This is a genomic window from Marinagarivorans algicola, assembly GCF_001292705.1.
GTDB lineage: Bacteria > Pseudomonadota > Gammaproteobacteria > Pseudomonadales > Cellvibrionaceae > Marinagarivorans > Marinagarivorans algicola.
In genome coordinates this window covers 48,076-69,803 of the sequence record NZ_LGAK01000003.1, presented here as the reverse complement: position 1 = coordinate 69,803, position 21,728 = coordinate 48,076, and the positions used below count along the sequence as shown (strand labels likewise).

General features: G+C 45.7%; 15 protein-coding genes. 6 read left to right on the top strand and 9 right to left on the bottom strand.

Features of this window, described 5'->3' with window-relative positions:
- Positions 1–49 precede the first annotated feature (49 nt).
- Complete coding sequence (locus tag AC438_RS01410; protein ID WP_053979496.1) at positions 50–1,408, bottom strand: imelysin family protein; 1,359 nt, start codon at positions 1,406–1,408, stop codon at positions 50–52.
- 214 nt (positions 1,409–1,622) lie between these two features.
- Between AC438_RS01410 and AC438_RS01405 the strand changes: the two genes are divergently transcribed.
- Positions 1,623–2,372, top strand: coding sequence for a hypothetical protein (locus AC438_RS01405; protein WP_053979495.1), 750 nt, complete (start codon positions 1,623–1,625; stop codon positions 2,370–2,372).
- Between the two features lie 192 nt (positions 2,373–2,564).
- Here AC438_RS01405 and AC438_RS01400 read toward each other — a convergent pair whose 3' ends face one another.
- The 5 genes from AC438_RS01400 to AC438_RS01380 form a co-directional block, all read right to left on the bottom strand.
- The gene (locus tag AC438_RS01400) at positions 2,565–4,655 is read right to left on the bottom strand and encodes a hypothetical protein (RefSeq protein ID WP_156316962.1); all 2,091 of its coding nucleotides are present in this window, start codon (positions 4,653–4,655) and stop codon (positions 2,565–2,567) included.
- A gap of 154 nt (positions 4,656–4,809) precedes the next feature.
- The gene (locus tag AC438_RS01395; protein WP_053979493.1) at positions 4,810–6,321 is read right to left on the bottom strand and encodes a cytochrome c3 family protein; all 1,512 of its coding nucleotides are present in this window, start codon (positions 6,319–6,321) and stop codon (positions 4,810–4,812) included.
- A 2-nt stretch (positions 6,322–6,323) separates the two neighbouring features.
- Positions 6,324–7,946: a cytochrome c3 family protein gene (locus tag AC438_RS01390; protein WP_156316961.1), complete on the bottom strand. Its 1,623-nt coding sequence runs from the start codon at positions 7,944–7,946 to the stop codon at positions 6,324–6,326.
- Between the two features lie 108 nt (positions 7,947–8,054).
- Positions 8,055–8,951, bottom strand: coding sequence for a hypothetical protein (locus tag AC438_RS01385; protein WP_053979491.1), 897 nt, complete (start codon positions 8,949–8,951; stop codon positions 8,055–8,057).
- 43 nt (positions 8,952–8,994) lie between these two features.
- Positions 8,995–9,417: a tetratricopeptide repeat protein gene (locus tag AC438_RS01380; RefSeq protein ID WP_053979490.1), complete on the bottom strand. Its 423-nt coding sequence runs from the start codon at positions 9,415–9,417 to the stop codon at positions 8,995–8,997.
- A 307-nt stretch (positions 9,418–9,724) separates the two neighbouring features.
- Between AC438_RS01380 and AC438_RS16730 the strand changes: the two genes are divergently transcribed.
- From AC438_RS16730 to AC438_RS01370, 3 genes are all read left to right on the top strand, one after another.
- Positions 9,725–9,877 carry a hypothetical protein gene (locus AC438_RS16730; protein WP_156316960.1) on the top strand — a complete coding sequence of 51 codons (153 nt, stop codon included), beginning with the start codon at positions 9,725–9,727 and terminating at the stop codon, positions 9,875–9,877.
- Between the two features lie 132 nt (positions 9,878–10,009).
- Positions 10,010–11,314: an NAD(P)-binding domain-containing protein gene (locus AC438_RS01375; RefSeq protein WP_053979489.1), complete on the top strand. Its 1,305-nt coding sequence runs from the start codon at positions 10,010–10,012 to the stop codon at positions 11,312–11,314.
- A gap of 2 nt (positions 11,315–11,316) precedes the next feature.
- Positions 11,317–13,335 carry an ankyrin repeat domain-containing protein gene (locus AC438_RS01370; RefSeq protein ID WP_053979488.1) on the top strand — a complete coding sequence of 673 codons (2,019 nt, stop codon included), beginning with the start codon at positions 11,317–11,319 and terminating at the stop codon, positions 13,333–13,335.
- Positions 13,336–13,601: 266 nt separating this feature from the next.
- Here the strand turns inward: AC438_RS01370 and AC438_RS01365 are convergent, their stop codons facing one another.
- Complete coding sequence (locus AC438_RS01365) at positions 13,602–15,092, bottom strand: RsmB/NOP family class I SAM-dependent RNA methyltransferase (protein WP_162230673.1); 1,491 nt, start codon at positions 15,090–15,092, stop codon at positions 13,602–13,604.
- A gap of 261 nt (positions 15,093–15,353) precedes the next feature.
- Here AC438_RS01365 and AC438_RS01360 point away from each other — a divergent pair, with 261 nt between their 5' ends.
- Positions 15,354–16,238 (top strand): hypothetical protein, encoded by an 885-nt coding sequence (locus AC438_RS01360; RefSeq protein ID WP_053979486.1) that lies wholly within the window; start codon positions 15,354–15,356, stop codon positions 16,236–16,238.
- 61 nt (positions 16,239–16,299) lie between these two features.
- Complete coding sequence (gene tilS, locus AC438_RS01355; protein ID WP_053979485.1) at positions 16,300–17,583, top strand: tRNA lysidine(34) synthetase TilS; 1,284 nt, start codon at positions 16,300–16,302, stop codon at positions 17,581–17,583.
- A 161-nt stretch (positions 17,584–17,744) separates the two neighbouring features.
- Here tilS and AC438_RS01350 read toward each other — a convergent pair whose 3' ends face one another.
- Together AC438_RS01350 and AC438_RS01345 are read right to left on the bottom strand one after the other, a co-directional pair.
- On the bottom strand, positions 17,745–18,815 hold the full coding sequence (locus tag AC438_RS01350) for a 3-deoxy-7-phosphoheptulonate synthase (protein ID WP_053979484.1): 1,071 nt from the start codon (positions 18,813–18,815) through the stop codon (positions 17,745–17,747).
- A gap of 593 nt (positions 18,816–19,408) precedes the next feature.
- Positions 19,409–21,718, bottom strand: a complete 2,310-nt coding sequence (locus AC438_RS01345) for a HAMP domain-containing protein (protein WP_156316959.1) — start codon at positions 21,716–21,718, stop codon at positions 19,409–19,411.
- Between the last annotated feature and the right edge of the window lie 10 nt (positions 21,719–21,728).

The following is a 21,728-nucleotide window of genomic DNA, read 5'->3' as shown; positions in this document are numbered from 1 at the left end:
CTATCAATAAAAAAACCCGCGCATAGCGCGGGTAAAACCTTGGGGTAACTTACAGTAAATCTTGTTCGGTATCTTGGGTTAGATCACCGAGTGTAATATTTAAAGCTTTAGCAATATCTTCAATAACATCTTTTTGCTCGGCTAGTGCATTCACCGTTTCTTTAATGGCGGTTTGATGCTCAGTGACTTCAATTTGTATGTCAAAAGGAATACCCATGTTGGCTTTGTCATCAATTTGTTGAATAAAGCTCGCGGTTTTATCAAAAGCATTTTGCATTTGGGTATTTAATGCGCTTTGCTCCATGGCGACCAGTAAATCGTCAATACCTGCGCCTGTGAGTTCGGTGCCGTCTACACGGGTGTAGTCACCGCTATAGGTAATACGAATACCATCAAAATTTAAGTAAATATCGCGATGTGTATTATCACTAAAGCAAGAGTGCTCATCTTCTTGTGCTTCTTCAATTAACGCGGCATTAATGCGTTCGGCGGCGAGTTCGCCATAGCCCATTCTGCCCATACTTTCGAGCATACCTTTAAGGCTGGATTCGCCTGCGGCAATATAGCGGGTGTAATAGTTGTTGCCCGCTGTGGGGTTCCACGCATTGACTAATAATGTCAGGTCATTAATGAGTAGTTCACTAGCCGCTTTTAAATAATCGCCGCGGCGATCGCAGTGACCATTGGTGCAATCTGCGCCTGTTGCGTAATCGCTCCAAGGGCGTTGGCCGGCGGTACTATCGCGCTCACCATTACCACTACCATCTAGGTTTAAATCTTGGCCCCACAATAAAAATTCTATGGCATGGTAGCCAGCAATGACGTTGCGCTCATCACTGCCTAAGCTTAGCGAGTCATCTTTGAGTACAGCGGCGGTAATTGTTGGGAAGTTTTGAGTGTCGTTAATAATGTTGCCATCAAGCGTACCAAGGCTATCAGCGTTTTCGGGTCCCGCTACACCATCAACGGCATTGGCCACGTAATCGATAACCGCTTCACCCAGTGGCCATGCGTTTAAGCGACCTTCAGGACCTTCGCCATCAACTAAGTTACCCTCATCGTTTAAATCATCAATCGGGCCTGCACGAAAACGGTATATTTCACTTTGGCCATAGGGTTCGCGAGCGGCAAGCCAAGCGTCTTTTGCGCTTTGGTGCGTGGCTGCAGAAGGGGATGAAACTAACGCTTCGATAGCGCTATGCAGCTGCTCGGCGGTAGTTAATGCGTCACTGTATAAAGCAAAGGCGAGCTGTGCATTATGCTCGACAACGGCATTAATTGTTACGCTGGCTGGGTTTGAAGGGGCGCTAGAGGCTGTGGTATCGGTCTTTGCGGCATTATTATCTGAGCCACAAGCGCCCAGTAAAAGACAGAGGGCTACGGGCAGCGCTTTTTGAGTAAAATTCATGAATCGGTCTCGATATAAGCAGTAAGTACGGTCAATTTAATCTAAATGAAAATGATTATCAACACTATTATTATAAAAATTTTGTATAAGGGCTAAAATAACCCGCAAAGAAATATTCGCCGCAATACTCAAAGGCATATTTAAAGAAATTTATATTGAGTTTTTAAATGATAATTATTATCATTTAAAAACTAATAACGTTGGAGTCAAGCACATGCTTTCACAAACGCAATTTTTACAGTTGTTAGCACCAGTGGTGTGTCGTGCACAGGCGAGGGGTGATGCGAGTACGGCAGGTTTTATTGACCGTGCAGCCGGTTATGTACTGACACTGCTTGACTGTAAAGAAGAGGTCAATGTCTCCAAAAGCCAACATCGGCTGGCGTTGCGCCGTTATCAATGGTTTGATCAAGAAGCGTTGTGTTTTTTTGAGCAGTACCCAGAAGGTGTGGGCATCGAGGTGGCGGGGGGGTTGAGTACGCGCTTTCACCGTTTATCTGAGCAGCTGGACTGGCCGCGCTTTAGTTGGCGTGCTGTCAATACGCCCAGTGTCGATGACTGTATTGGGTTTATCTTTCCTGAGTTAGATAACCATATGCATGTTGCGTGTACAAAACCGCTGGAGGACTTTACCAAGACCATACACTGGCGTCAGGCGCAGCCCAAGCTCATTATTGTCGGAGACGATAAACCACTGCTAGGCGTTAAGGCACTACATACATTGCTGCTGAGCATTCAAAGTAAGCTCACCGATGAAACACCTCAAGTCACATTATTGGTGGGCTGTAAAACGGTGAGCCTTAGCGCACTGCAAGAAAATATGACCGGTATTGATGGCATTAAGGAAATGCCTAATATTGAATCACGCTCACTATTGACCGGACTTGTACGGCAATATTGGCCTTGGTATAAAAAACCAGTTTCGGGATATAAAATTGTAATTAGTCGTATTTTTGAAGCTTAAAGGCGATTATTCAGCAGTGGTGAAAGCGCCATTAATAAATGAGTGACAGTTTGGTTTGAGTCGCCACAATGTGATGCGCTGTAGAGTTTTACATGCCGATATGAAGCGCGATGTACGTGAAGGGCTCGTAAAGTGTTATCCATTATGCACTTTTGTGAGCCATAGTCTGTGGTCGTTGTCCTAGACGTGTTATTAAAACTGTAACCGGTAGCCTGCCGAAAAGTAATAGCCTGCACTCTCGTAGGTGTAATCAGTACGGCTATCTTGTAGCCAATCGTAGCCAATATCCATTTCTAAGCGAATACGTCGACGAAGCTTGTAATCTAGGCGTACCTTGGGGCGTGTTTGCCAGCGGCTATCATCGTTGGTCGCGCTTTGACGATAATCGAGCCTAAAGCGCGGATTGATACGCAAGTTGGGCGTAATATTGGCGCGCCAGTTAAAGTCTAAGGTGGTCGTTTTGGCACGCTCGGTATCGCTGTAGCGTAGGCCAAATATCATGCTGTCATTATCCATGATTAAGTTGTTAGTTGTGAGGCGAGTGTTGTAGTAAATATCTGCCGAACTTCCCTCAATACCTTCAATGGGCATTCCTAAAAAGTTAGTGGGGGTGCTGTCATTCCCGCTGTATTTTGAAACGGTGATATCACCGCTTAGTTGCCACTGGCTATTGATTTGATGGGTTACGCCTGCTGTACCGGTATTGGTGGTGGCGTTACGGTTTTCAGCAAAGGTGTATAGCTGCCCTAGGGTAAATCGGGGAAATAATTGCTCTACATACTGAATCCCTTGGCCTTGTACCGCACCGTAGCTAAATAAAATGGGGTTTCTTCGGTGGTCGAATGATGCATTAACAGAGGTAGCCTCATTAAATGCCCAGCGTCCATTAACCATAAAAATGTTAAGTTCTTGATAAAAAATATCGTAGTCTACCAACGTGAATAGAGATTTATTGGCATCAACAAAGCGGACTTCACCGCCAATTGCTTCACGATCGGTAAAATCAAGATATTCTTGCATAATATAAAAGCCGCTAAATTCCCAGCCTCCCCAGAGTGTGCCGGCATCAATACTTGCACCATAAAATTGCTGGTCAGTATTCACATATTCTTTGTTTTGGCTGTCGACAGGATAGCCAAAAACACCATTAACGGTAAACGTTGAGTTAATTTCGTAGGCAGCATGCACGCCATCAAAACGGCCTAGTACGCCACCTGAGCTACGGCTTTGGCGGCCTGCGCGGGCAAATAATCCCCAGTCTTTTTGGCGCCCCTCTATCGTAATTTGATGGGGGTTAACCACATCTTCTTCGCCATCAAATTCAAAATCCTTTTGGTACAGTCCAGAAAAGCTTGCTTTAAGATCATAATGTGAGTTGCTAGCACGGGCGGTCACGTTAAGGTGGTTGTTAAGGGCTGAACGTAAAGTCAGTTTTTCACCGTTGGCGGTATCGAGCTGGTCGTAATAATAGGTTTGCGTAAATCCTCCGTAAATATGTTTGCGCCATTCGTCGCCTTTTGATTGGCGTGCTGCCACTTTGTTGCTTTCAGTGACTTGCTGCGCGGCTGTATTGAGTGCATTCAAGCGCTGGCGTACACGTGCAACGGCATCGCCATTGGGGAAGTTGGTCAGGTATTTATTATATTCGGCTTTAGCGTGCGCCATTTGACCTAGACTTTCGCGCGTTAAGCCAATCAGTTCTTGTATAGAGGGTTGAATATCGTCGTTACCTTGCTCGCGTATACGCATAAAAATTTGCACGGCACGGCCGTATTCTTTATCTAACATGGCCTTGTTGGCGCGATCGAGCAGCTCAGACATATCAGGGTCAACCCCTTTAAGGGATGTGATTAAATTTCGTGGAGTTGTGTCGCGCTCTGGCGCCGGGCCTGTGAATAATGGGCGCGGTGTGGTGATACTGATAATCGTCATGCGGTTATCGGGCGAATTGCTTACCGTAAACTTAACATCCTTGCTGAAATTAAGCTCAAGCACGGGGTTATCACTTTGCAGGTCTTCCATGGTGACCTCTTCCAGTGGTACACCAAATGCAGCAGCCCAATTAAAATTGGCGGTATTACTACTTTGCTTGGCTTGCCCACTGGCATTTTGGCGCAATTGAATTTTAACGCGATTACCGGCAGCTTCTGGACTATGACTTAAATACTGCATGGGGCTTTGGTGGCGGATTTCAACATCATAGCCTACGACGGTATCGGCCACATTGACATTATTCAGCGCTTCGTTTGCCGCCCAAAGACTTTGGCATAGACAGGTAGCCACAAACACCAGAGTGTATAAGCTCAGTCGCCGCCAAAGAGAATGGCATTTTATTGTTCTTTTATTTTGAGTAAGCATAATTTTTTTCTGTAATTAGAGTTACAGTGAGCCATATGGTGGTTTTGGTCATAGGCTCCTGAAATATCAATTTGATCTATTAGAGTCCGCTAGTGTCAAATTGCCAATCCATATTCGGCTGATGGCAATTAATACATTCAGCCCCAGCTGTTGGAATATGGCCGGCGTGCTGCCCGATGACACTGACACCATCATGGCAAACAGCGCATGTTCCTGCTTGTGCGGCAGGTATTTCTGAGTGATCGACACCGTTTTTAGGTACAGCGCTAAAAGCGAATGTGTTATGGCAGGCTTCGCAGTTATTCGACACGCCCATGTGCCACGCGGATGCGTTTGTTTTGCCAATAACATTGCCGCTAGGAATACTAAAGCCACCACTATGACAAACGACACATGCTGCAATTGTGATTTCATCGTGATCAACACGCACGGTAGGCACCCACATCGATGAAGAGTGGCACGCGTCACAATTATTACTGACAGGGTTGATTGGGTGCGGATCTTTATCGCTTTGGTGACAGCTGGCACACGTGCCTTCAACTTCATTGTGATCGACTAGGCGAACTGGGGCCCAAGGCATATTATCGGAATGGCATGCATCGCATTGGTTGCTCGTTGTAATATGGCCGCTCGACTTACCCATGGCAACAGAGCCGTTATGGCAGCTGATGCAAGTACCGATGACTTCAGCGTGGTCAACCAGGCTGGGGCTAGCAATTTGCCACAGATTAGTTTGATGGCAGCTATCGCAATTGTTGGTAGTGTTGATGTGATTAGCAGGCTTGCCTAGTGCCACCGAGCCATTGTGGCAGCTTTGACATGAGCCGAGTACTTCAATGTGATCAACATTCATAGCTGCTACAGGCGCCCAAAAGTTAGTGCTCAGGTGGCAGGCTTCACAGCGATTGGTGGCATTGATGTGAGTAGCATGTTTCCCCGTTGCTGTCGAGCCGTTGTGGCAAGATGCGCAGTTATCAGAAACATCACCATGATCAAAGTTAACTGTAAACCACTCTACTGTGTTGTGGCAGCTTTCGCAGTCGTTACCCGTGGGTATATGGTCTGCGGGTTTGCCACCAGCTAAAAAATTATTATGACAACTGCCGCACGAGCCTAATACTGAGGCGTGATCGACACGACTCACAAAGCTCCACTCCTGTGGTGTATGGCAGTCGTCACATTGGCCAATTACCTGGATGTGGTTTTGGGGCTTGGCTGAGGCATTCACTGCGCTACCTTCGCTGTGGCAACTAGTACAGGTTGTGATAGTCCCTTCAAATTGCCCGCGCGAATGGCAGCTTTCGCACTCTAAGCTGGCATGTATACCCTCTAAGGCAAAGCCTGTATTAAAATGATCAAATTCGAAGACTTCCACAGGGCCTTCTTTATCTGTTTCTTTTTGGGGAGTACTCGTTTGAGTGGCTACTGCCTGTTGAGTCTGTGAGCTGGATTCAGCTGTTTGTGCTAGCTCGGAGCTCGTTTGAGCGGCCGTGCCAGAACTTGCTATAACGCTGTATATTAAGCCGGTTAAAGTTAAGGCCTTCAAAGTTCGGTGTGCGCTAAGGACTCTTTGGGTAAAAATACTCTTCATTCTTATTGCATCCTGATGTCTTTAAAGGATTCAGTGGTGTGGCAGCGTTCGCAAGTACGGCCAAAGCGTTTATTGTGTTCGTCGTCTTTAGCGTGGCAGGCAATGCAGCTAGCGCTTTGTTTGACAGTGCCCTCGGTTGGAGTGGTGTGGCAGGAGCCACAGCTTAGGTTGGTATGAGCCCCTTCAAGTTCGAAGTTAGTTTGTTTGCTGTGGTCAAAAATCCATAGTTTCCAGTCATTGGGGTTATGGCAAGCACCGCAGTCGGTACCTTGCGTTTTGTTGTGTTTGTCGTCTTCTTTATGACAGGCGTAGCATTCACTTTTAGCATCGCGGTATTCAGGGGTTGTGTGGCAGGCATCACAGCTGGTGACTGCATGCATGCCGGTTAGTGGAAAGGTCGCTAAATTGTGATCAAAGCGAACCTTTTCTTCCCAGCCACTGGTGTTATGGCATTGTGTACACTCTTTGCCCTGTTGACCTTTGTGCACATCATCTTGCTTGTGACAGTCAATGCATTGGCTGCCAATTTTGTCTGTTGTATCGGCTGTTTTATGACAGCTTTCACAGGTGAGTTCCGTGTGTTGGCCATCGAGTGCAAATTTCGTATCGATGTCGTGATCGAAGGTTTGCTTCTTCCAGCTATTAGGATTATGGCAGTCATCACATTGACGGCCATTACGACCCAAATGCTTATCATCGTTTTCATGACAGTCAACACAGCGCATACTCGGCTTGTCTTCATAACCGGGTTTGGTGTGGCACGCATTGCAGTTAAGAGGTTTGTGCTCACCGTGTAGCTTAAAGTCGGTATCGACGTCGTGATCAAAGACGAGCTCGTCCCAAGCTTCTTCTTTATGGCATTTATCACACTCTTTACCATTAGTACTGTTGTGGACGTCATTCACGGCATGGCACGCCACACAGGTTTTAGGTGTTTTTTCGTATTTTTGATCAGGGTGGCAGGCGCTACATTGCACTTCGTTGTGCTTGCCGAGTAGTTCAAATTCTGTTTCTGAGTGATCGAACGTATTTTTTTTGGCCCAGCCATCCGTGGTGTGGCAGTCGCTACACTCTTCGCCAAAGGCGCCTTTATGGTGATCATCTTTTTCGTGGCAATCGAAACAGGCATGAGGAGCGTCACGATAGTTGTTTTTACCTGCTTCATGACACGATGAGCACTGTAACTGACTATGCTGACCGGTGAGATTGAAGTCGGTGTGAGAGTGGTTGAAGTTATCTTGGTCAAAATTGAGAATATCGGCATCACGGCCAATGTGGTCGGTATGGCATTCAATGCAGTTAAGAATATTACCTTCAGCGCGATGCCCGTGGATCCCAGTATCTTCCTTGATGTCTTGATCGATAGCTTCGTGACAATCGCGACAAAGTGCGGGGCGATCATCGCCATGGCAAAGATCACATTGTTTTTCGTATTTTGCGTGACCTTCAATCACTTTGCCAGGCATTAGTAAGGTCTTAAGATTAAATGCGTTGCTATTTTCGCTAATGGGTTCGTCCGCGCCAAAGCTTTGTGCGCTATGACCGAGCAATGCCAAAAGAAGCGTGAGTGCGACCAAACTCAATACAGTTTGATGCTTGAATGAATGCCAAAACGTCTTGTTCAATGTAAACCTCATATTCAGGGCGTCGCTAGGTGTTGGGCCCATGATATCAAGGCCGGTAATAGTCGAGACCCAAAAGCTGCCTTTCGGGTGCATAGGCGAATGTTAATTTTAGTACCAGTGCACAGCATAGACATGTGCGATTGCAGTAATGACAAGCATAAAAAAGATGGGCAAATGCAGCATATGCCAAAGCGAGAATAAACGTTCATAAAAGCCCAAGCCTGCAATTTTTTTCAGGGTGCCTATGTAGCTGCTTAAATGCTGGCAGGTCGTTTGAAAATAGTCTTTGCGCTCTTGCGCTGTGGCACCTTTCAAGTGATCTTTATGATTAACGAGTACTCTGACTTTTTTGACTAAGCGAAATAACAACCAGCGGCTGCTGATGCCCAGTACTAACATATTGAATAAATTACCTTTGAGGTCGCGGCGGCTCATGACTTTTTCTTCAAAGGCGTAAAGATCATTGAGTAAAATATCATCGGGCAATGAGTCATTATCGAGCTGCTCATGCATCGCGGCGCGCTGGGCCTGTAATTCTTTAATTTCTATTTTCCGACCAAATAAACTGTAGTGAATTTTACTATAAATAAAACGCCCAATTAGCCCGCTGGTCACCATTAAGCCCATGGCGGCCAAGGTAATATTGCTATTGGTTGAACCTAGACTGAAATTGCAATGATACAAAATGCTTAAGGGGCCAAGCACACCCATGGCCATGTGAATTTTAAACCATGTTTTTGTCGAGAAAACGAGCCAAGGGGTGCGGCTGTAATGTTTTCTCAATGGGTAAATTAATAGCGCAACCATCAACGAAGCACCTAAAATACCCAAGGCATAGCCTAGGCCATATTCGGCCGTCCAAAGATACTCTTCGCGCACATTCCAGCCAATAATCAGTGCCGCAATCACAGCGAGCGTAAACAGTGTTGTCAAGCTGAAAATCCCTGACTTTTTGGTAGACTCTCCTTCGCCTGTGTATTTTGATGCTGAATTTCGTGTGGCCATAAATGTATTCTTTAATCAAATAATTGAATATGCACAGTGTGTGCTATTTATTGCTGGTGGTCTGCGGCGCTGATGCTTCCTTTTCATTTTCATTGACATCTTGCTGTTCAAAAAAAGACGAGACCATTGATCCAGCTTGGGTATGCCCTTTCACATGACTGCTCGGCGCGATGCTACGCTCGCCTGGGAAAATGTCACCTTCGTAACCTAAAGCGCGTGCTTTAGCGGCGGCTTTTTCAGCTTCATGCCAGCGATCTAAGTGATGATAAGATTTTGCCAGTAATACCCAGCCGTTTGTATCGTTAGGCTCTTGCTCTAGTCGTTTGCGTAAACCGACTAAAAGTTGGTCGATGGCGCCGGCATTGACACCTGTTGATTTGACCTCGGATGCTTGAGCAAAACTGAAGCTCGTTATGCCAAGCAAAATTGATAATAAAATGGCTTGTGTTGTCGGTATATTTGTCATAATAGGCTATATCTCTTTGAATGTTAGCAAAAAAAGGCCGACCCTTATAGTCGCTGTGACAGTCAAATGAATCGTCAGTGTCTGAGTCGCTGGGATTAATGGCGATCAATGCTGACCCAAAGTGTATATCATCGCTGAAAATGACTAGGGTATCCACCTTTTATGTACGGGATTAAAAATGTTGATAATGACTTTTTACTAAAAAATAGAGCAAAGAGTTTAGTTTAAGTATGTATTTTTTATTTGCGAAGATGCCCTAATAACAGTTGCTATCGTTAATTGAGTCTTTTTTGGGGGGTTATTGCATTTGAATTTAGTACTTTGGTTTAAAATGCAGGTATTAGTGGATTTTGAGTGTAAAATTGGCGTAATAGTCATTATTTTTTCGCATTTATTGCGTATTGAGCACTTCGTCACATTTTTACTGGGCAATAATGAAACTAGCTTGAGCGCCTGCTAGACAGTCGTTATATAGCGGTTAGTTTTATCTATTGCGACAAAATCTGACTATTATTCTCATTCTATTTACTGGGTTCTGTATTTTTGCAAGCCCTACGCTAAAGGCGGCGCTAAGTCGCAGGTTAATTAAATTATGTCATTTGAAGATTTAGCTGTTTACGTCTGCTTAATGTTGTTAATTTGGGGCGGATATTGGCTTTTAAAATCGCTGAAGCACCGTAAAACCTTAGCTAAAAAGAAAGAAGCCATTGATGCGGGTTTAATTGAGCCGGCAAGTTTACACCCTGTGATTGACCCGAGCATTTGTTTGGGTTGTGGCGCTTGCTCACGTGCCTGCCCAGAAGGGGATATCTTAGGTTTGATTCACGGCAAAGCTGAACTGATTGAGCCCACGAACTGTATTGGTCATGGAGCGTGTAAAGCGGCATGCCCCGTTGAGGCGATCACGCTAGTATTTGGTACAGAGCGACGAGGCATGGATATTCCAGTGCTAGAGCCGACGTTTGAGACCAATGTTAAGGGGATGTACATTGCTGGTGAGCTCGGTGGAATGGGCTTAATTCGCAACGCAATAGAGCAAGGTGTGCAAGCCATTGATTCGATTGCTAAAGTTGCCGCCAAAAAACATGCTTTTGATTATGATGTTTTAATTGTTGGTGCAGGCCCTGCTGGCATTGGTGCGGGCTTGGCGGCTAAAAAGAAGAACCTTAAGTACAAACTTATGGAGCAAGATTCTTTGGGCGGGGCGGTATCGCATTTCCCCCGTAAAAAATTAGTGATGACAGCGCCTGTTAATTTGCCCATAGTGGGTAAAGTCTCTTTCAAAGAAACCACGAAAGAAGCGCTACTAGAATTTTGGGAAAGTATTATTCAAGAAGCCAAGCTGAAAGTACATTTTGGTGAGCGCTTAGAGGGTGCCGAAGGCACCAATGGCGGCTTTACCGTGATGACGACCAAAGGTCAATTTACGGCAAAAACCATTTTATTGTGCTTGGGGCGTCGCGGTACACCGCGTAAGCTGGGCGTGCCCGGTGAAGAGCATACGAAGGTGGTTTATCGTTTGATTGATCCGGCCCAATATCGTGATAATCACATACTTGTGGTTGGCGGCGGTGATAGTGCCCTAGAGGCCGCAACGAGTATTGCTGAAGAGCCTGGCACAACCGTGACTATTTCTTATCGCAGTGGGAGCTTTTCACGCGCTAAAGCCAAAAACCGCAAAAAAGTAGAGGACTGCGAAGCCGCGGGTCGCTTAAATGTGATGCTGGAGTCGAATGTGAAAAACGTGACCGCCGATGCGGTGACGATATTAGATAAAAGCGGTAAAGAAGTCACACTGAAAAATGATGGTGTCATTGTATGCGCCGGTGGTATTTTACCAACGCCATTTCTGAAAAAGCTCGGCATCGAAATACAAACCAAATATGGCGAAGTATAAAAATGACTAGACAATTGATAGCGACGTTTGGCCTATTATGCGCGTTATACCTAAGCGCGCCGACATATAGCGCCACTTTAGATGATGCCCGTCTGGCTATTCGGACGAAGCAATTTTCACTCGCACAAGAGCAATTAACAATATTGTCAAGCGCGGGCGATAAAGATGCACAGTATTTGCTGGCGTCATTATATACCGCGGGTAACGGTGTGGCGCGGGATTATAAAAAGAGCGTTTTTTGGTTAACAAAGGCCGCAGAGCAAGGTCATATTGATGCGGCGTATAATTTGGCGGCTTTGCATGAACGAGGTAAGGGAACGCCTAAAAATTTAATTCAAGCGCAGCGTTGGTATCAAGTGGCGCTCAATGGCGGTGCCGCTAAAGCTGAGCGTAAACTGGTTAAGGTCAATCAGCAATTAAAATCGACCGGTACTAAAACAACCTCTGATCTCATCGCCATGATTCGCAATGATGATTTGTTAGCGCTTCAGCAGTCGCTGAACCGTATCTCAGTCATTAATGGAGTTGATTCATCGGGTCATACACCACTGACTTTTGCGATAGAGAAAAACAATCAAGCGGCCATTGGTACGTTACTCGCTGGCGGTGCCTCAGCGAATACACCTAATGCATTTGGTGATACACCACTTATTTTTGCCGTTAAGCGCAAGAATGCTGCAGTGCTCAAGTCGTTGCTTAAAGCCGGTGCCAAGGTCAACGGGGTTGATCAACTGAATAATACTCCTTTGCATATTGCCGCTCAGCAGCAAAGTGCAACACTGGTGCAGATGCTCTTAAAACAAAAAGCTGATCCTAATATTAAAAATAAAAAAGAATTTACAGCGCTCGATAACGCTAAAGACGATGCGGTTAAGGCTGCGTTACTGGCCGCAGGAGCGCTAAGTGGTAAACGCGAAGCCTTCACGGGCCCCAGAACTGAGCCCAGCGATAGTGTATTAGCCAGTAATATTGAGCGCCAAGCGGCGATGATCGATGATGATAACAACCCCTTTAAGGGTTGGCCGCCACTGAATATAGCGGCGTGGCGTGGTCAAATGACGTTAGTCGAAGTTATCCTTAAAGACCGCCAAAAAGCCGACTTCAATATAGATAGCTTGGATCAAGAGGGCTTAACGCCACTAGTGCGTGCGGCATGGCATGGGCATCTTGAAGTACTGGAGCGCTTATTAAGCGAGGGTGCGGATATTAATTTTGTGTCTGAACAGGGGCAAAGCCCGTTATCGGTTGCGGTCGAGAATAATCAATTAGCTGTGGTGAATGCCTTAATTGCCCAAAATGCAAGGGTAACGCGTGGCGAGAAGCTGGAGCCGTTATTACACATAGCTTTGCGCAAGCAGTACTCTAAAATTGCATGGCAGTTAGTGAAATTTTCCTATGCGAATGAAGCAGCGGAGTTGAGCGTTAAATTTAACGGTAAAACAGCCTTGATGTGGGCTGCTGAACTTGGTGATATTAATGCGATTACTGCGCTAGTAAAAACGTCGGTTGATTTAGATGTGCGAGATGATTTGCAGCGCACAGCGCTGTGGTTGGCGACCTCAAAAAATCAAGTGAAAGCGGTTGAAGCCTTGATAAAAGCTGGTGCTGATGTGACCTTAATGGATGTTGATGAATATGCACCGTTAACCTACGCGGCCAAAATGGGCTTTACGGATGTTTTTTCGGCGATTGCCCCTTACGATTTAAAAATTGATATTCCGAATAAGCAAGGGAATACGCCGTTGATGTTGTCGGCGCAATCCGGATTTGACGATATGGTCGCCTTGTTATTGGCGCGCGAGGTGAATCTTGGGGCGCGTAATAACATGACTCTAACACCTTTAATGCTAGCCGCTCAGGGCGGGCATTTATCGACTGTGAAATTATTGCTTGAACACGGTGCTGAGCCTAAGCGTCGCAATCGAGATGGTAAGACAGCGGCAGTTTTGGCTGAAGAGGAGGGGCATACACTGGTGGTGAAGTATTTAGAAAACTATAAAAGCTCTAAATCGTTTTTTTAACACTTTGTAAACGCTTAAAAAATATAAAAAGCAGCCCCAGGGCTGCTTTTTATATGGCGCCTTATATGGCGCGGAAACGAAAGCCCCCGCGCTTTTTGAGGTCAGTGACCGTTTGATTGTATCGCTATTGTTGAATTCCTTAGTCTTACAGTCTTTAGTTTTGCAGCCGTTTAGTGTACTCGTGCCAGTGTGAGCACTTGCTATCCTACTGTTCAATCACAGAGCGGCATATGGCCAGCTGTCAAAGGCGCTGCAAAAAAAGGTCGTTACTCAGGCTTGATTTTGGTCATCACGGCGGCAAATAAAGAGTCACTGTTATGATCTGGGCAGCCCATAAGTTCGGCACTATCTAGTCTCCAGCCAGTATTTTGACTTAAGAACGCCTGTACAATGGCGTTGTTTTCACATTCAAAAATAGAGCAGGTACCATAAACTATTTTACCGCCAGGCTTAACGCTCAGGCTGGCGTTCGTGAGGAGCTTAAGTTGCAATTCATTCAGCGCTGTTAAGTCTTCACCTAGGTTGCGTAGTTTTGCGTCAGGATTTCTGCGCCAGGTGCCACTTGAGCTACAAGGGCCATCGACCAATACCCAGTCAAAACCACCGTCACGCGCAATTTCTTTGGGTAACCTAAAAGCCTCTTTACCTTCCCAGGGTGCCGTGCGGATATTGTAAAAATGAGCTTGCTTGGCGCGGCGTTTTACTTCGTTTAATTTATGTTCTCTGATATCAGTCGCCCATACGGCACCTTTATTGCCCAGCGGAGCTGCAATGGCGAGTGTTTTACCGCCGCCGCCGGCACAGGTATCCCATATTTTCTGGCCCGGTGTGGCGGCTACTTTGAGTGCTAGCTGCTGTGAGGCCCAGTCTTGAATTTCGACCAGACCTGTTTTATAACACTCGAGGCCAAAAATACCTCGCTCACCGACAACGGATAAGGCGGCACCATCGAGTTCTACGGTGTAAAATTCACTCAGTTCTTTAAAAACCGTATCTTTTTTATCGATATGGTTCAGTCTTAACCATAGCGGTGGACGCGTATCTTGTGCCGCAAGAAAATCATCCGCAGCATCTGCACGGTGAGTCACAACACTCAGCGCTTCAATATCGGCAAAGTACTGTACGGGTATGCCGTGCCAAGCGAGCTGGCCTAGTCGATTATGCTCGCTCAGTTGCAAAATAGCCTGAATGCTAGGGGTGTAATGACTCAGGGTCTCAGGTAATACTGCTGTACGATCGCCTTTTGCGCGCCACTGGCAAAGGCTTAAAAACTCGGCCCCTTGTGAGCTGAGCGCCAGTAGGCGGAGCTGTGACTTAATCGCGGTTGCAGTCGGTGCTTGTTCCGCAAATTGACCAATAAAATCAGCCATTAAGGCCGTATCTGATTTATCGAGCTTTTTGTTCTGTTGGCCTTCTATGACAAGGGCTGCCCAGTAGCCAAAACGTGTAGCGTTAAAGAGCACATCCCCATAGAAAAGACGATCACGTTTACCGTATTTTTTGTTTCTGCCGAGCGTGTTTTTAAGCCAGCGATCAAGCTGATACCAGTTACTTTCACTTAACCATTGTTGCCACAGTTCAAGAGCTTGACGCATTTGATTGGCGGTACGGTCAAAGCTGTTGTTATGGCCTTGCCCGCCTTTTGGTTTGTTGTTTGTGTATTGTTGGCTTGAAGTTGACCTATCTTGAGTGGGCTTAGGGCTACGCTCTGGGCGAGAGGTGCGGGTATTTTTGGCGGCGCGGTGTTGTTTAGTCACAAGTATCTCTAAAAATTGAGACATTATTCGAGATATGCGAGCTAATTGCAAATGGTGTGAGCGCTGAGTGTGACAAGTGACGGGTATAAAGCTTTGTGATGCAGTTAACGTTGGGGGTGAGATCTGCTTCCGCACATCCAAAATAAAGCTTGATATAGGTCAATTAGCGCAACAACAGCCAACACGCGCATTGCGTAAAGGCAATGAGCGTTATATAAAGCATGCATAAAATAGCAATATACCACTGTAAGGTTTTACGCCATGGCTCCGTCTCGTAATCTATTTACTCGGCACCTTTTTTTTGTGCTCATGTTAATCATGTTTTTTGGTCTCTTAGGCGGCTGTGGAGGAGCGTCTATTGTGGACGAAGGCTCTTCGAGTAGCGGCTCCTCAGTTTCGCACTCTAGTGTGGCCGCAGAGGAGCCTTCATGCGAAGCTCCAGTTGGACTCGCCTTGACCGACATTGACTCTGTTGTGGAGTGGATCAATGCAATGCCGAAGCCTTTAACCTTGCCTTGCTTTATTAGCAGTTTACCGCGCCCGATGTATTACAATGCTACGAAAAGTACATTTAGTGCTCAGCGCTCAAAAGGCAAGCGCAGTCCGCGTGTATTTTTTCTTATCGATAAACTCGTGCTCACGGTTGTACCCGATGAGCAAGATGAGCCGAAGAAGGACCCTGAAACAGGCTTAAATATTAAAGACCCTGTTACCGGCCGTGATAAAAAGTTTTGGGATGTCGATGGTGTGCAGCTATTGGAGGTTTCTTTAGAAGTGGATACTGATTTGCCCACACGACAATCAATTAAGGGTGAATTTAAGTTTCCCATTACAGAAACCTTGTCGCGTAAAGCACCGTATGTGGACATTAACCTTTATGAAAGCAATGAGCTAAGCAGCTGTGCTTTATGTCATAAAAACGAAACACAGATAGAGGTCATTGATGGGCAGCCGGTCTATCGTTCGGCTATGCTGCGCAACCGGGAGATGGATGCCGTGACCCTAGGTTTTATGCTGAACGAGTACAGCGTGTGTGATCCGGAGTACTTAGAAAATGAATGGTACCGCTGTGAAATGCTAGAAGCTATTTACGGGCAGGGGACATTGGTCTGGAAGAGCTTCGCTGAGGATATTGAAACGTTTTAGGACCATATGAGCTTTTGATTTACAATGTTGGCCTTCATTGTTATTGCTATAAGGTCTATTTATGCCCCTGCCCAATTTAAATCTACCAGCCGATTGCCAGCATGTGTGGGTGGCGGTTAGTGGGGGGGTTGACTCGATTGTTTTATTGCATTGGGCTGCCCAAAATAGTCGTGCACTTGCTGCGCAAGATATTGAGCTTAAAGCTATTCATATTAACCATCAGTTGTCTGCTCAAAGCGATGCGTGGCAGCAGCACGTGATGCGTGTGTGTGCCGACTGGGGAGTGCCCTTAATCGTTAGGCGCGTCGATGTGATGGTACGTGGTCAAGGCCTAGAACACGCTGCGCGAAAAGCACGTTATCAAGCATTTGAGGCAGAGTTGGCAGCGGGCGATGTATTGATGCTCGGTCACCACCAAGACGATCAAGCCGAAACATTTTTATTGCGATTAATGCGCGGGGCGGGAGTGCAAGGTCTAGCGGCAATGTCTAGTGTTCGTACGCTGGGGCACGCGCAGTTATGGCGTCCTTTTTTAAACACGCCAAAAAATACTCTTTTAAGCTATGCTGCTGCGCACGCATTACGATGGGTGACGGATGAGAGTAATAGTGACCCCCGATTTGATCGCAATTTGCTTAGGCGGGATGTGCTTCCTGTATTACATCAGCGTTGGCCTCACGCTGCCCATAAAATTGCACAAGCAGCTGAGCACGCGCTTGAAGCGCAGCAACTACTGAATGAATATGCCGCAGCAGACTTGGCTCAGTTAGGGGTTCGAGCTGAAAAATTTGGCTGCTCATTATGCCTTCATCAGTTGCAATTATTGTCGCCGCCTAGGCAAAAGCAAGTTGTACGTTATTGGTTGCGTGGGTTGGGGTATTTGGCACCTGAGGCGAAGCATTTGGATGAGCTGCAAAAAGTTTTGACAGCCAAAAATGATAGCGTCCCCGCTTTATGGGTGGCTGATTATGGTTTTAGTCGATTTGCCGGTAGGCTGTATTTACTCCCGTGGGCGTTAACAGCGGAAACCAGTAAAAGCATTGAGTGGCAGGGCGAAGCACTTTTTTTATCTGACGGAAGTCGCTTGCAAATAGCAGGGTGTAGCGCTCCCTTATCTGTACGTTTTCGAGTAGGCGGTGAGAGAGCAAGGCCCCAGGGGCGTGGACATTCTCAGGTGCTTAAAAAGCTGCTGCAAGAGTACCGTGTGCCCCCATGGTTAAGGTATCAGGTGCCTTTAATTTACCGAGGTGAAAATCTTATTGCCGTAGGCGATTACTGGCTTGAAGAGGGAGTCTCAAAAGACGTGGTTGTGTCTTGGTGCTATCCAAGCATGGCAGGCCGTTAAATCATTATTGCTTGCGTTTACCCGCAGCAATGGCCATGGCAAGAGTCTGGTAAGTACGAGTACTCTGAGTGCGCTTCGCGCAATAATGATAATCCCAAAAAAAACCGGTTTGTTAAGCGCCCTTTGTGAGTCGGGCGCTCGCTTTTTGGATGAGGTGGGCTTTATACGCGTTTGGGTAATACGTTTTTGAGCTCTGCGTGCATTTTAAGCATTGTTTGCTCGGTGGTTGCCCAGTCAATGCAGGCGTCGGTAATCGAGACGCCATACTCTAAATCGGCGAGGTCGGCGGGTACTTTTTGATTGCCAGCACCAATATTACTTTCAATCATTAAGCCGGTAATCGATGTGTTGCCATCTAAAATTTGATGTGTAACATTTTCCATGACTAAAGGCTGTAACTCGTGGTTTTTATTCGAGTTGGCATGACTACAGTCGACCATAATGTTGGTTGGAACTTTAGCCGCGACAAGCTCTTTTTCGCAAATGGCAACGCTAACTGAGTCGTAATTAGGCTTGCCGTTGCCGCCGCGCAATACGACGTGCCCATAAGCGTTACCGCGAGTATGAATAATAGAGACTTGACCGCTACCATTGATACCTAAAAAGCGATGAGGACTGCTAACGGATTGCAGGGCATTGATTGCCACGGTCAAGCCGCCATCGGTACCGTTTTTAAAGCCAACAGGGCAAGACAAACCGCTCGCCATTTCGCGATGTGTTTGTGACTCGGTAGTGCGCGCTCCAATGGCTGACCAAGAGATTAAGTCGTGAAGGTACTGCGGTGAAATCGGGTCGAGTGCTTCGGTGGCGGTTGGCAGGCCTAACTCGGCAACATCAAGTAATAACTGGCGGCCTACATGTAAACCCTCTTGAATCTTAAACGAGTCATTAATATATGGGTCGTTGATTAAGCCTTTCCAGCCTGTTGTCGTGCGTGGCTTTTCAAAATAAACACGCATGACAATCAGTAAGGTATCAGAGACTTTATCAGAGAGTACTTTCAGGCGATGTGCATAGTCCATTGCCGCTTTAGTATCGTGAATAGAGCACGGACCAATCACTACCATTAGACGGTGATCTTGGCGGTCTAATATATTGCGAATGGCTGTGCGCCCTTTGGTGACAGTGTGTTCAGCTGCTGCGCTTAAAGGTAGCTCGTTTTTGAGTTGGTCTGGGGAGATTAATATCTCTTGAGAGACCAAGTTTAAATCGTCGATATTTGAATTAGTCATAGCCCGTTGAGTGCTTAATTGAAGAAGTAATTTTGTATTGTACTGAGTAACAGCCTTGAAGGTAAGCGTTAATCAAACAACCTGAGTATGAATCGATGCTAAATGTTAAAATACAGGAGATTTCTGATACAGTAAAATTATTTTCATACTTATAGCCACTTCACCTTTTTTGAGAGCGGTGTGATGAAGATTACCTTTAGCACTGTGTGGGTTGCGCTTGGCCTGTACTCACAAAATATCAGCCCATCTCAATAACGCATACAAAAACAAAGTGCAGTACAAGCATGTTGATAGAGTCTTTAATATGGGTGATGCAGGGAATATCATCGATTGACTTAGGGTAAAGGTGAAGGCTAAAAATAGACCGTAATATCAAGCGATTGATATATGATTAGGTTGCGATACTAGGAGATTATGATACTCGTCGCATGACGAGGTGAAGGGTTAAACTAATCATTTCCATGCTTGCACGATCTATGAGTCAGCTATCGAGTCAGCGCTGAGTAAACGAATGCTGAGAAAAAGCATTTAGAAAAAAATAACGCTTTGTAAAATAACCCGATTTATTTTACAAAACGTTATAAGCGAGAATATTAAGCGGCTTGATGGTTGGTATTGTCTGCGTGCTCAATGAGGGTATCAGCAAGGGTGAGCTTGAGTTTAAAAGGCACTAGCTCTGCGTGCTTATCGACGTTCTCATCAATCACAATAGCAATGTCACAACCTTTGCTTTGTAGGTATTTTTTAACCGCATCCATACCTACGCCCCTACCTGAAATTGCTGTTACCTCTTCAGCGGTTGACACACCAGACATAAATAAGCAATTAGCAACTGCGCTGGGGTCTTCCAGCGTTTCTGCACTGATTTGCCCAGAGGCGAGCGCTTTATTTTTGAGCTTTTTAAGGTTTACACCTTGGCCGTCATCCCACAGCCAAATAGTGGCGCCATCTTTTTCATAAGTAGACTCTAGGTAGATGGTACCTTGCTCTACTTTGCCTTTTTGTTGCCTGACTTCGGCGGTCTCTATACCGTGATCAATCGCGTTGCGTAAAAGGTGTGTAAAAACATTCCCCATTAATTCACTATAACTTTTATGCAAGAGTAAGCCACTCAGCTCTATCTTGATGAGCGGTGCGGGTTTGTTGAGTTGCTTAGCTACCGATGGTAGGGAAGCGATAAGATCGTCAATAGCCGATTCAAAAGGTATTGTATCAAAGCGCCTTAGCATCTTTGCAATAGCCTGATTTGATGGCTGTGGTTGCTCGCAAGTGCTCAGCATATGCTTGTAATCATCTTGAGAAATGAGAATGCTACCTGCAGGAAGCTCGGCAGTTTGATTGCTGGCCAGTTTTTCTTGTTTTATTTTGGCGTAGTGTTCAATGGCGTCGCGTACAAGTTGTAATTCGTGTAGAAGCGTTGCTGGCTCCCAAGGAAAGGCCTCCTCTTTACGCAGTCGATCGTAGGTGGTTTCTGCCTCGTGAACTAAGTCGGTGATGGCATTGAATTGGTAGGTCCGTGCATTACCCTTGATGGTATGCATATTCACAAATAGGTTAGCCACAACTTCAATATCTTTACTGTCGTGTTTTTCGATGATGGCCTGGTTTTCATCCAGCAATTTACGTGCGTTATCAATAAAGCTTGTAAATTTATTGGGGGCAATTTTGATGATTTCACCCAAGATGTCGAGTTCTTGCTTTTGCTCTTCGGCTTCGGCTTGCATAGCGCGTAGCTCGGTAACGTCGCGTACAGTCACCATAATTTTGGTGATCGTACCTTCAGAGATAATCGGGTCCCAGTCTAGCTCGAGTATTTTCGTTTTTGCTTGGCCTTCGCCACTAGGGAATGAGGCGTTATATTCAGGAATTAATAAATGAGAATTAAAGGCAAACATCATTTCGTCGGCCCCTAGTAAGCTAGAGATGGCGGTATGAATTTGATCCATTTGGTCGCTGCCTATATTGGCATGGCTAAAGAGCAGGGCGTCATATTTTGTATTGGCGACATCTTCAGTTTCAAAGATTTTTTCAATATATGCGGAGTATTCTTTATGAATCGTTTCGTCTTCAGTAATGGTGAATAAACCTTGGTGCATATTTTGCATCATACTCATCAGGTCGTGAGTGCGTTCACGTAGTTTATCCATCAGCTCATTAAAACTTTGTGTTAATTGGCCTATTTCATCGGCTGAGTTAACGGGGATGTTTTGTGCGACATCACCACTTTTGGCAATAGAATGGAGTGATTTGGAGACGCTAATAATACTGCCAATAATAATGCTGGCAATGGTGTAGACCGTCATGGTTAACACCAAAATACTGGATACCCAAATAACAAAGCCAGAGGTCAACATGAACTCTGAGTTTTTATTGGCCTCATTAATATTCCCAGAAAAATTGGCATGCGAATATTTTCGAAAGGATTCTAGCTTGCTCTCAAGTAACTCCAGTAGTACCTCTTTACTTTTTACCCTTTGCCCTATAGTGGCAAAATCAGCTTCGCCGGTGGCCATCTCTTCGGCAATACCTTTAGCTTCGTTGTAATAATCACTGAAGTTTTTCTGAATGGCTTGGATGTCCTCCTTTTTATTGGGTTCTAGCGCTAAAATAGCCGAAAAATCCTGATTCATCGTATTGGCTGTTGTTTCTGCCGATTGTAAATATTCGAGCTCGCCAGTTAATACGGCGGTATTAAAGAGCTCTGATATCCGCTCTAAGCGTACACCGTTGGCTGTTGCCTTCTCGAGAATAGGGAAATAGGTATCTCGAACATTGGTTAACAAATCGGTGTTTTTGGTGTTAATCCACACATTAAAGGCTAAGTAACTACCAAAACCAATAATGCTAACAATGGCAATGAGATAGATTTTCCACTTGACTGATATACCGCTAAATATTCGCACTGTAATACTC

Excerpts from the sequence above, each read along its gene's own strand:
- AC438_RS01410 (WP_053979496.1), bottom strand. The coding sequence starts at position 1,408 with ATGAATTTTACTCAAAAAGCGCTGCCCGTAGCCCTCTGTCTTTTACTG.
- AC438_RS01395 (WP_053979493.1), bottom strand. The coding sequence starts at position 6,321 with ATGAAGAGTATTTTTACCCAAAGAGTCCTTAGCGCACACCGAACTTTG.
- tilS (WP_053979485.1), top strand. The coding sequence starts at position 16,300 with ATGCCCCTGCCCAATTTAAATCTACCAGCCGATTGCCAGCATGTGTGG.
- AC438_RS01360 (WP_053979486.1), top strand. The coding sequence starts at position 15,354 with ATGGCTCCGTCTCGTAATCTATTTACTCGGCACCTTTTTTTTGTGCTC.
- AC438_RS01385 (WP_053979491.1), bottom strand. The coding sequence starts at position 8,951 with ATGGCCACACGAAATTCAGCATCAAAATACACAGGCGAAGGAGAGTCT.
- AC438_RS01370 (WP_053979488.1), top strand. The coding sequence starts at position 11,317 with ATGACTAGACAATTGATAGCGACGTTTGGCCTATTATGCGCGTTATAC.
- AC438_RS01350 (WP_053979484.1), bottom strand. The coding sequence starts at position 18,815 with ATGACTAATTCAAATATCGACGATTTAAACTTGGTCTCTCAAGAGATA.
- AC438_RS01380 (WP_053979490.1), bottom strand. The coding sequence starts at position 9,417 with ATGACAAATATACCGACAACACAAGCCATTTTATTATCAATTTTGCTT.
- AC438_RS01405 (WP_053979495.1), top strand. The coding sequence starts at position 1,623 with ATGCTTTCACAAACGCAATTTTTACAGTTGTTAGCACCAGTGGTGTGT.
- AC438_RS01375 (WP_053979489.1), top strand. The coding sequence starts at position 10,010 with ATGTCATTTGAAGATTTAGCTGTTTACGTCTGCTTAATGTTGTTAATT.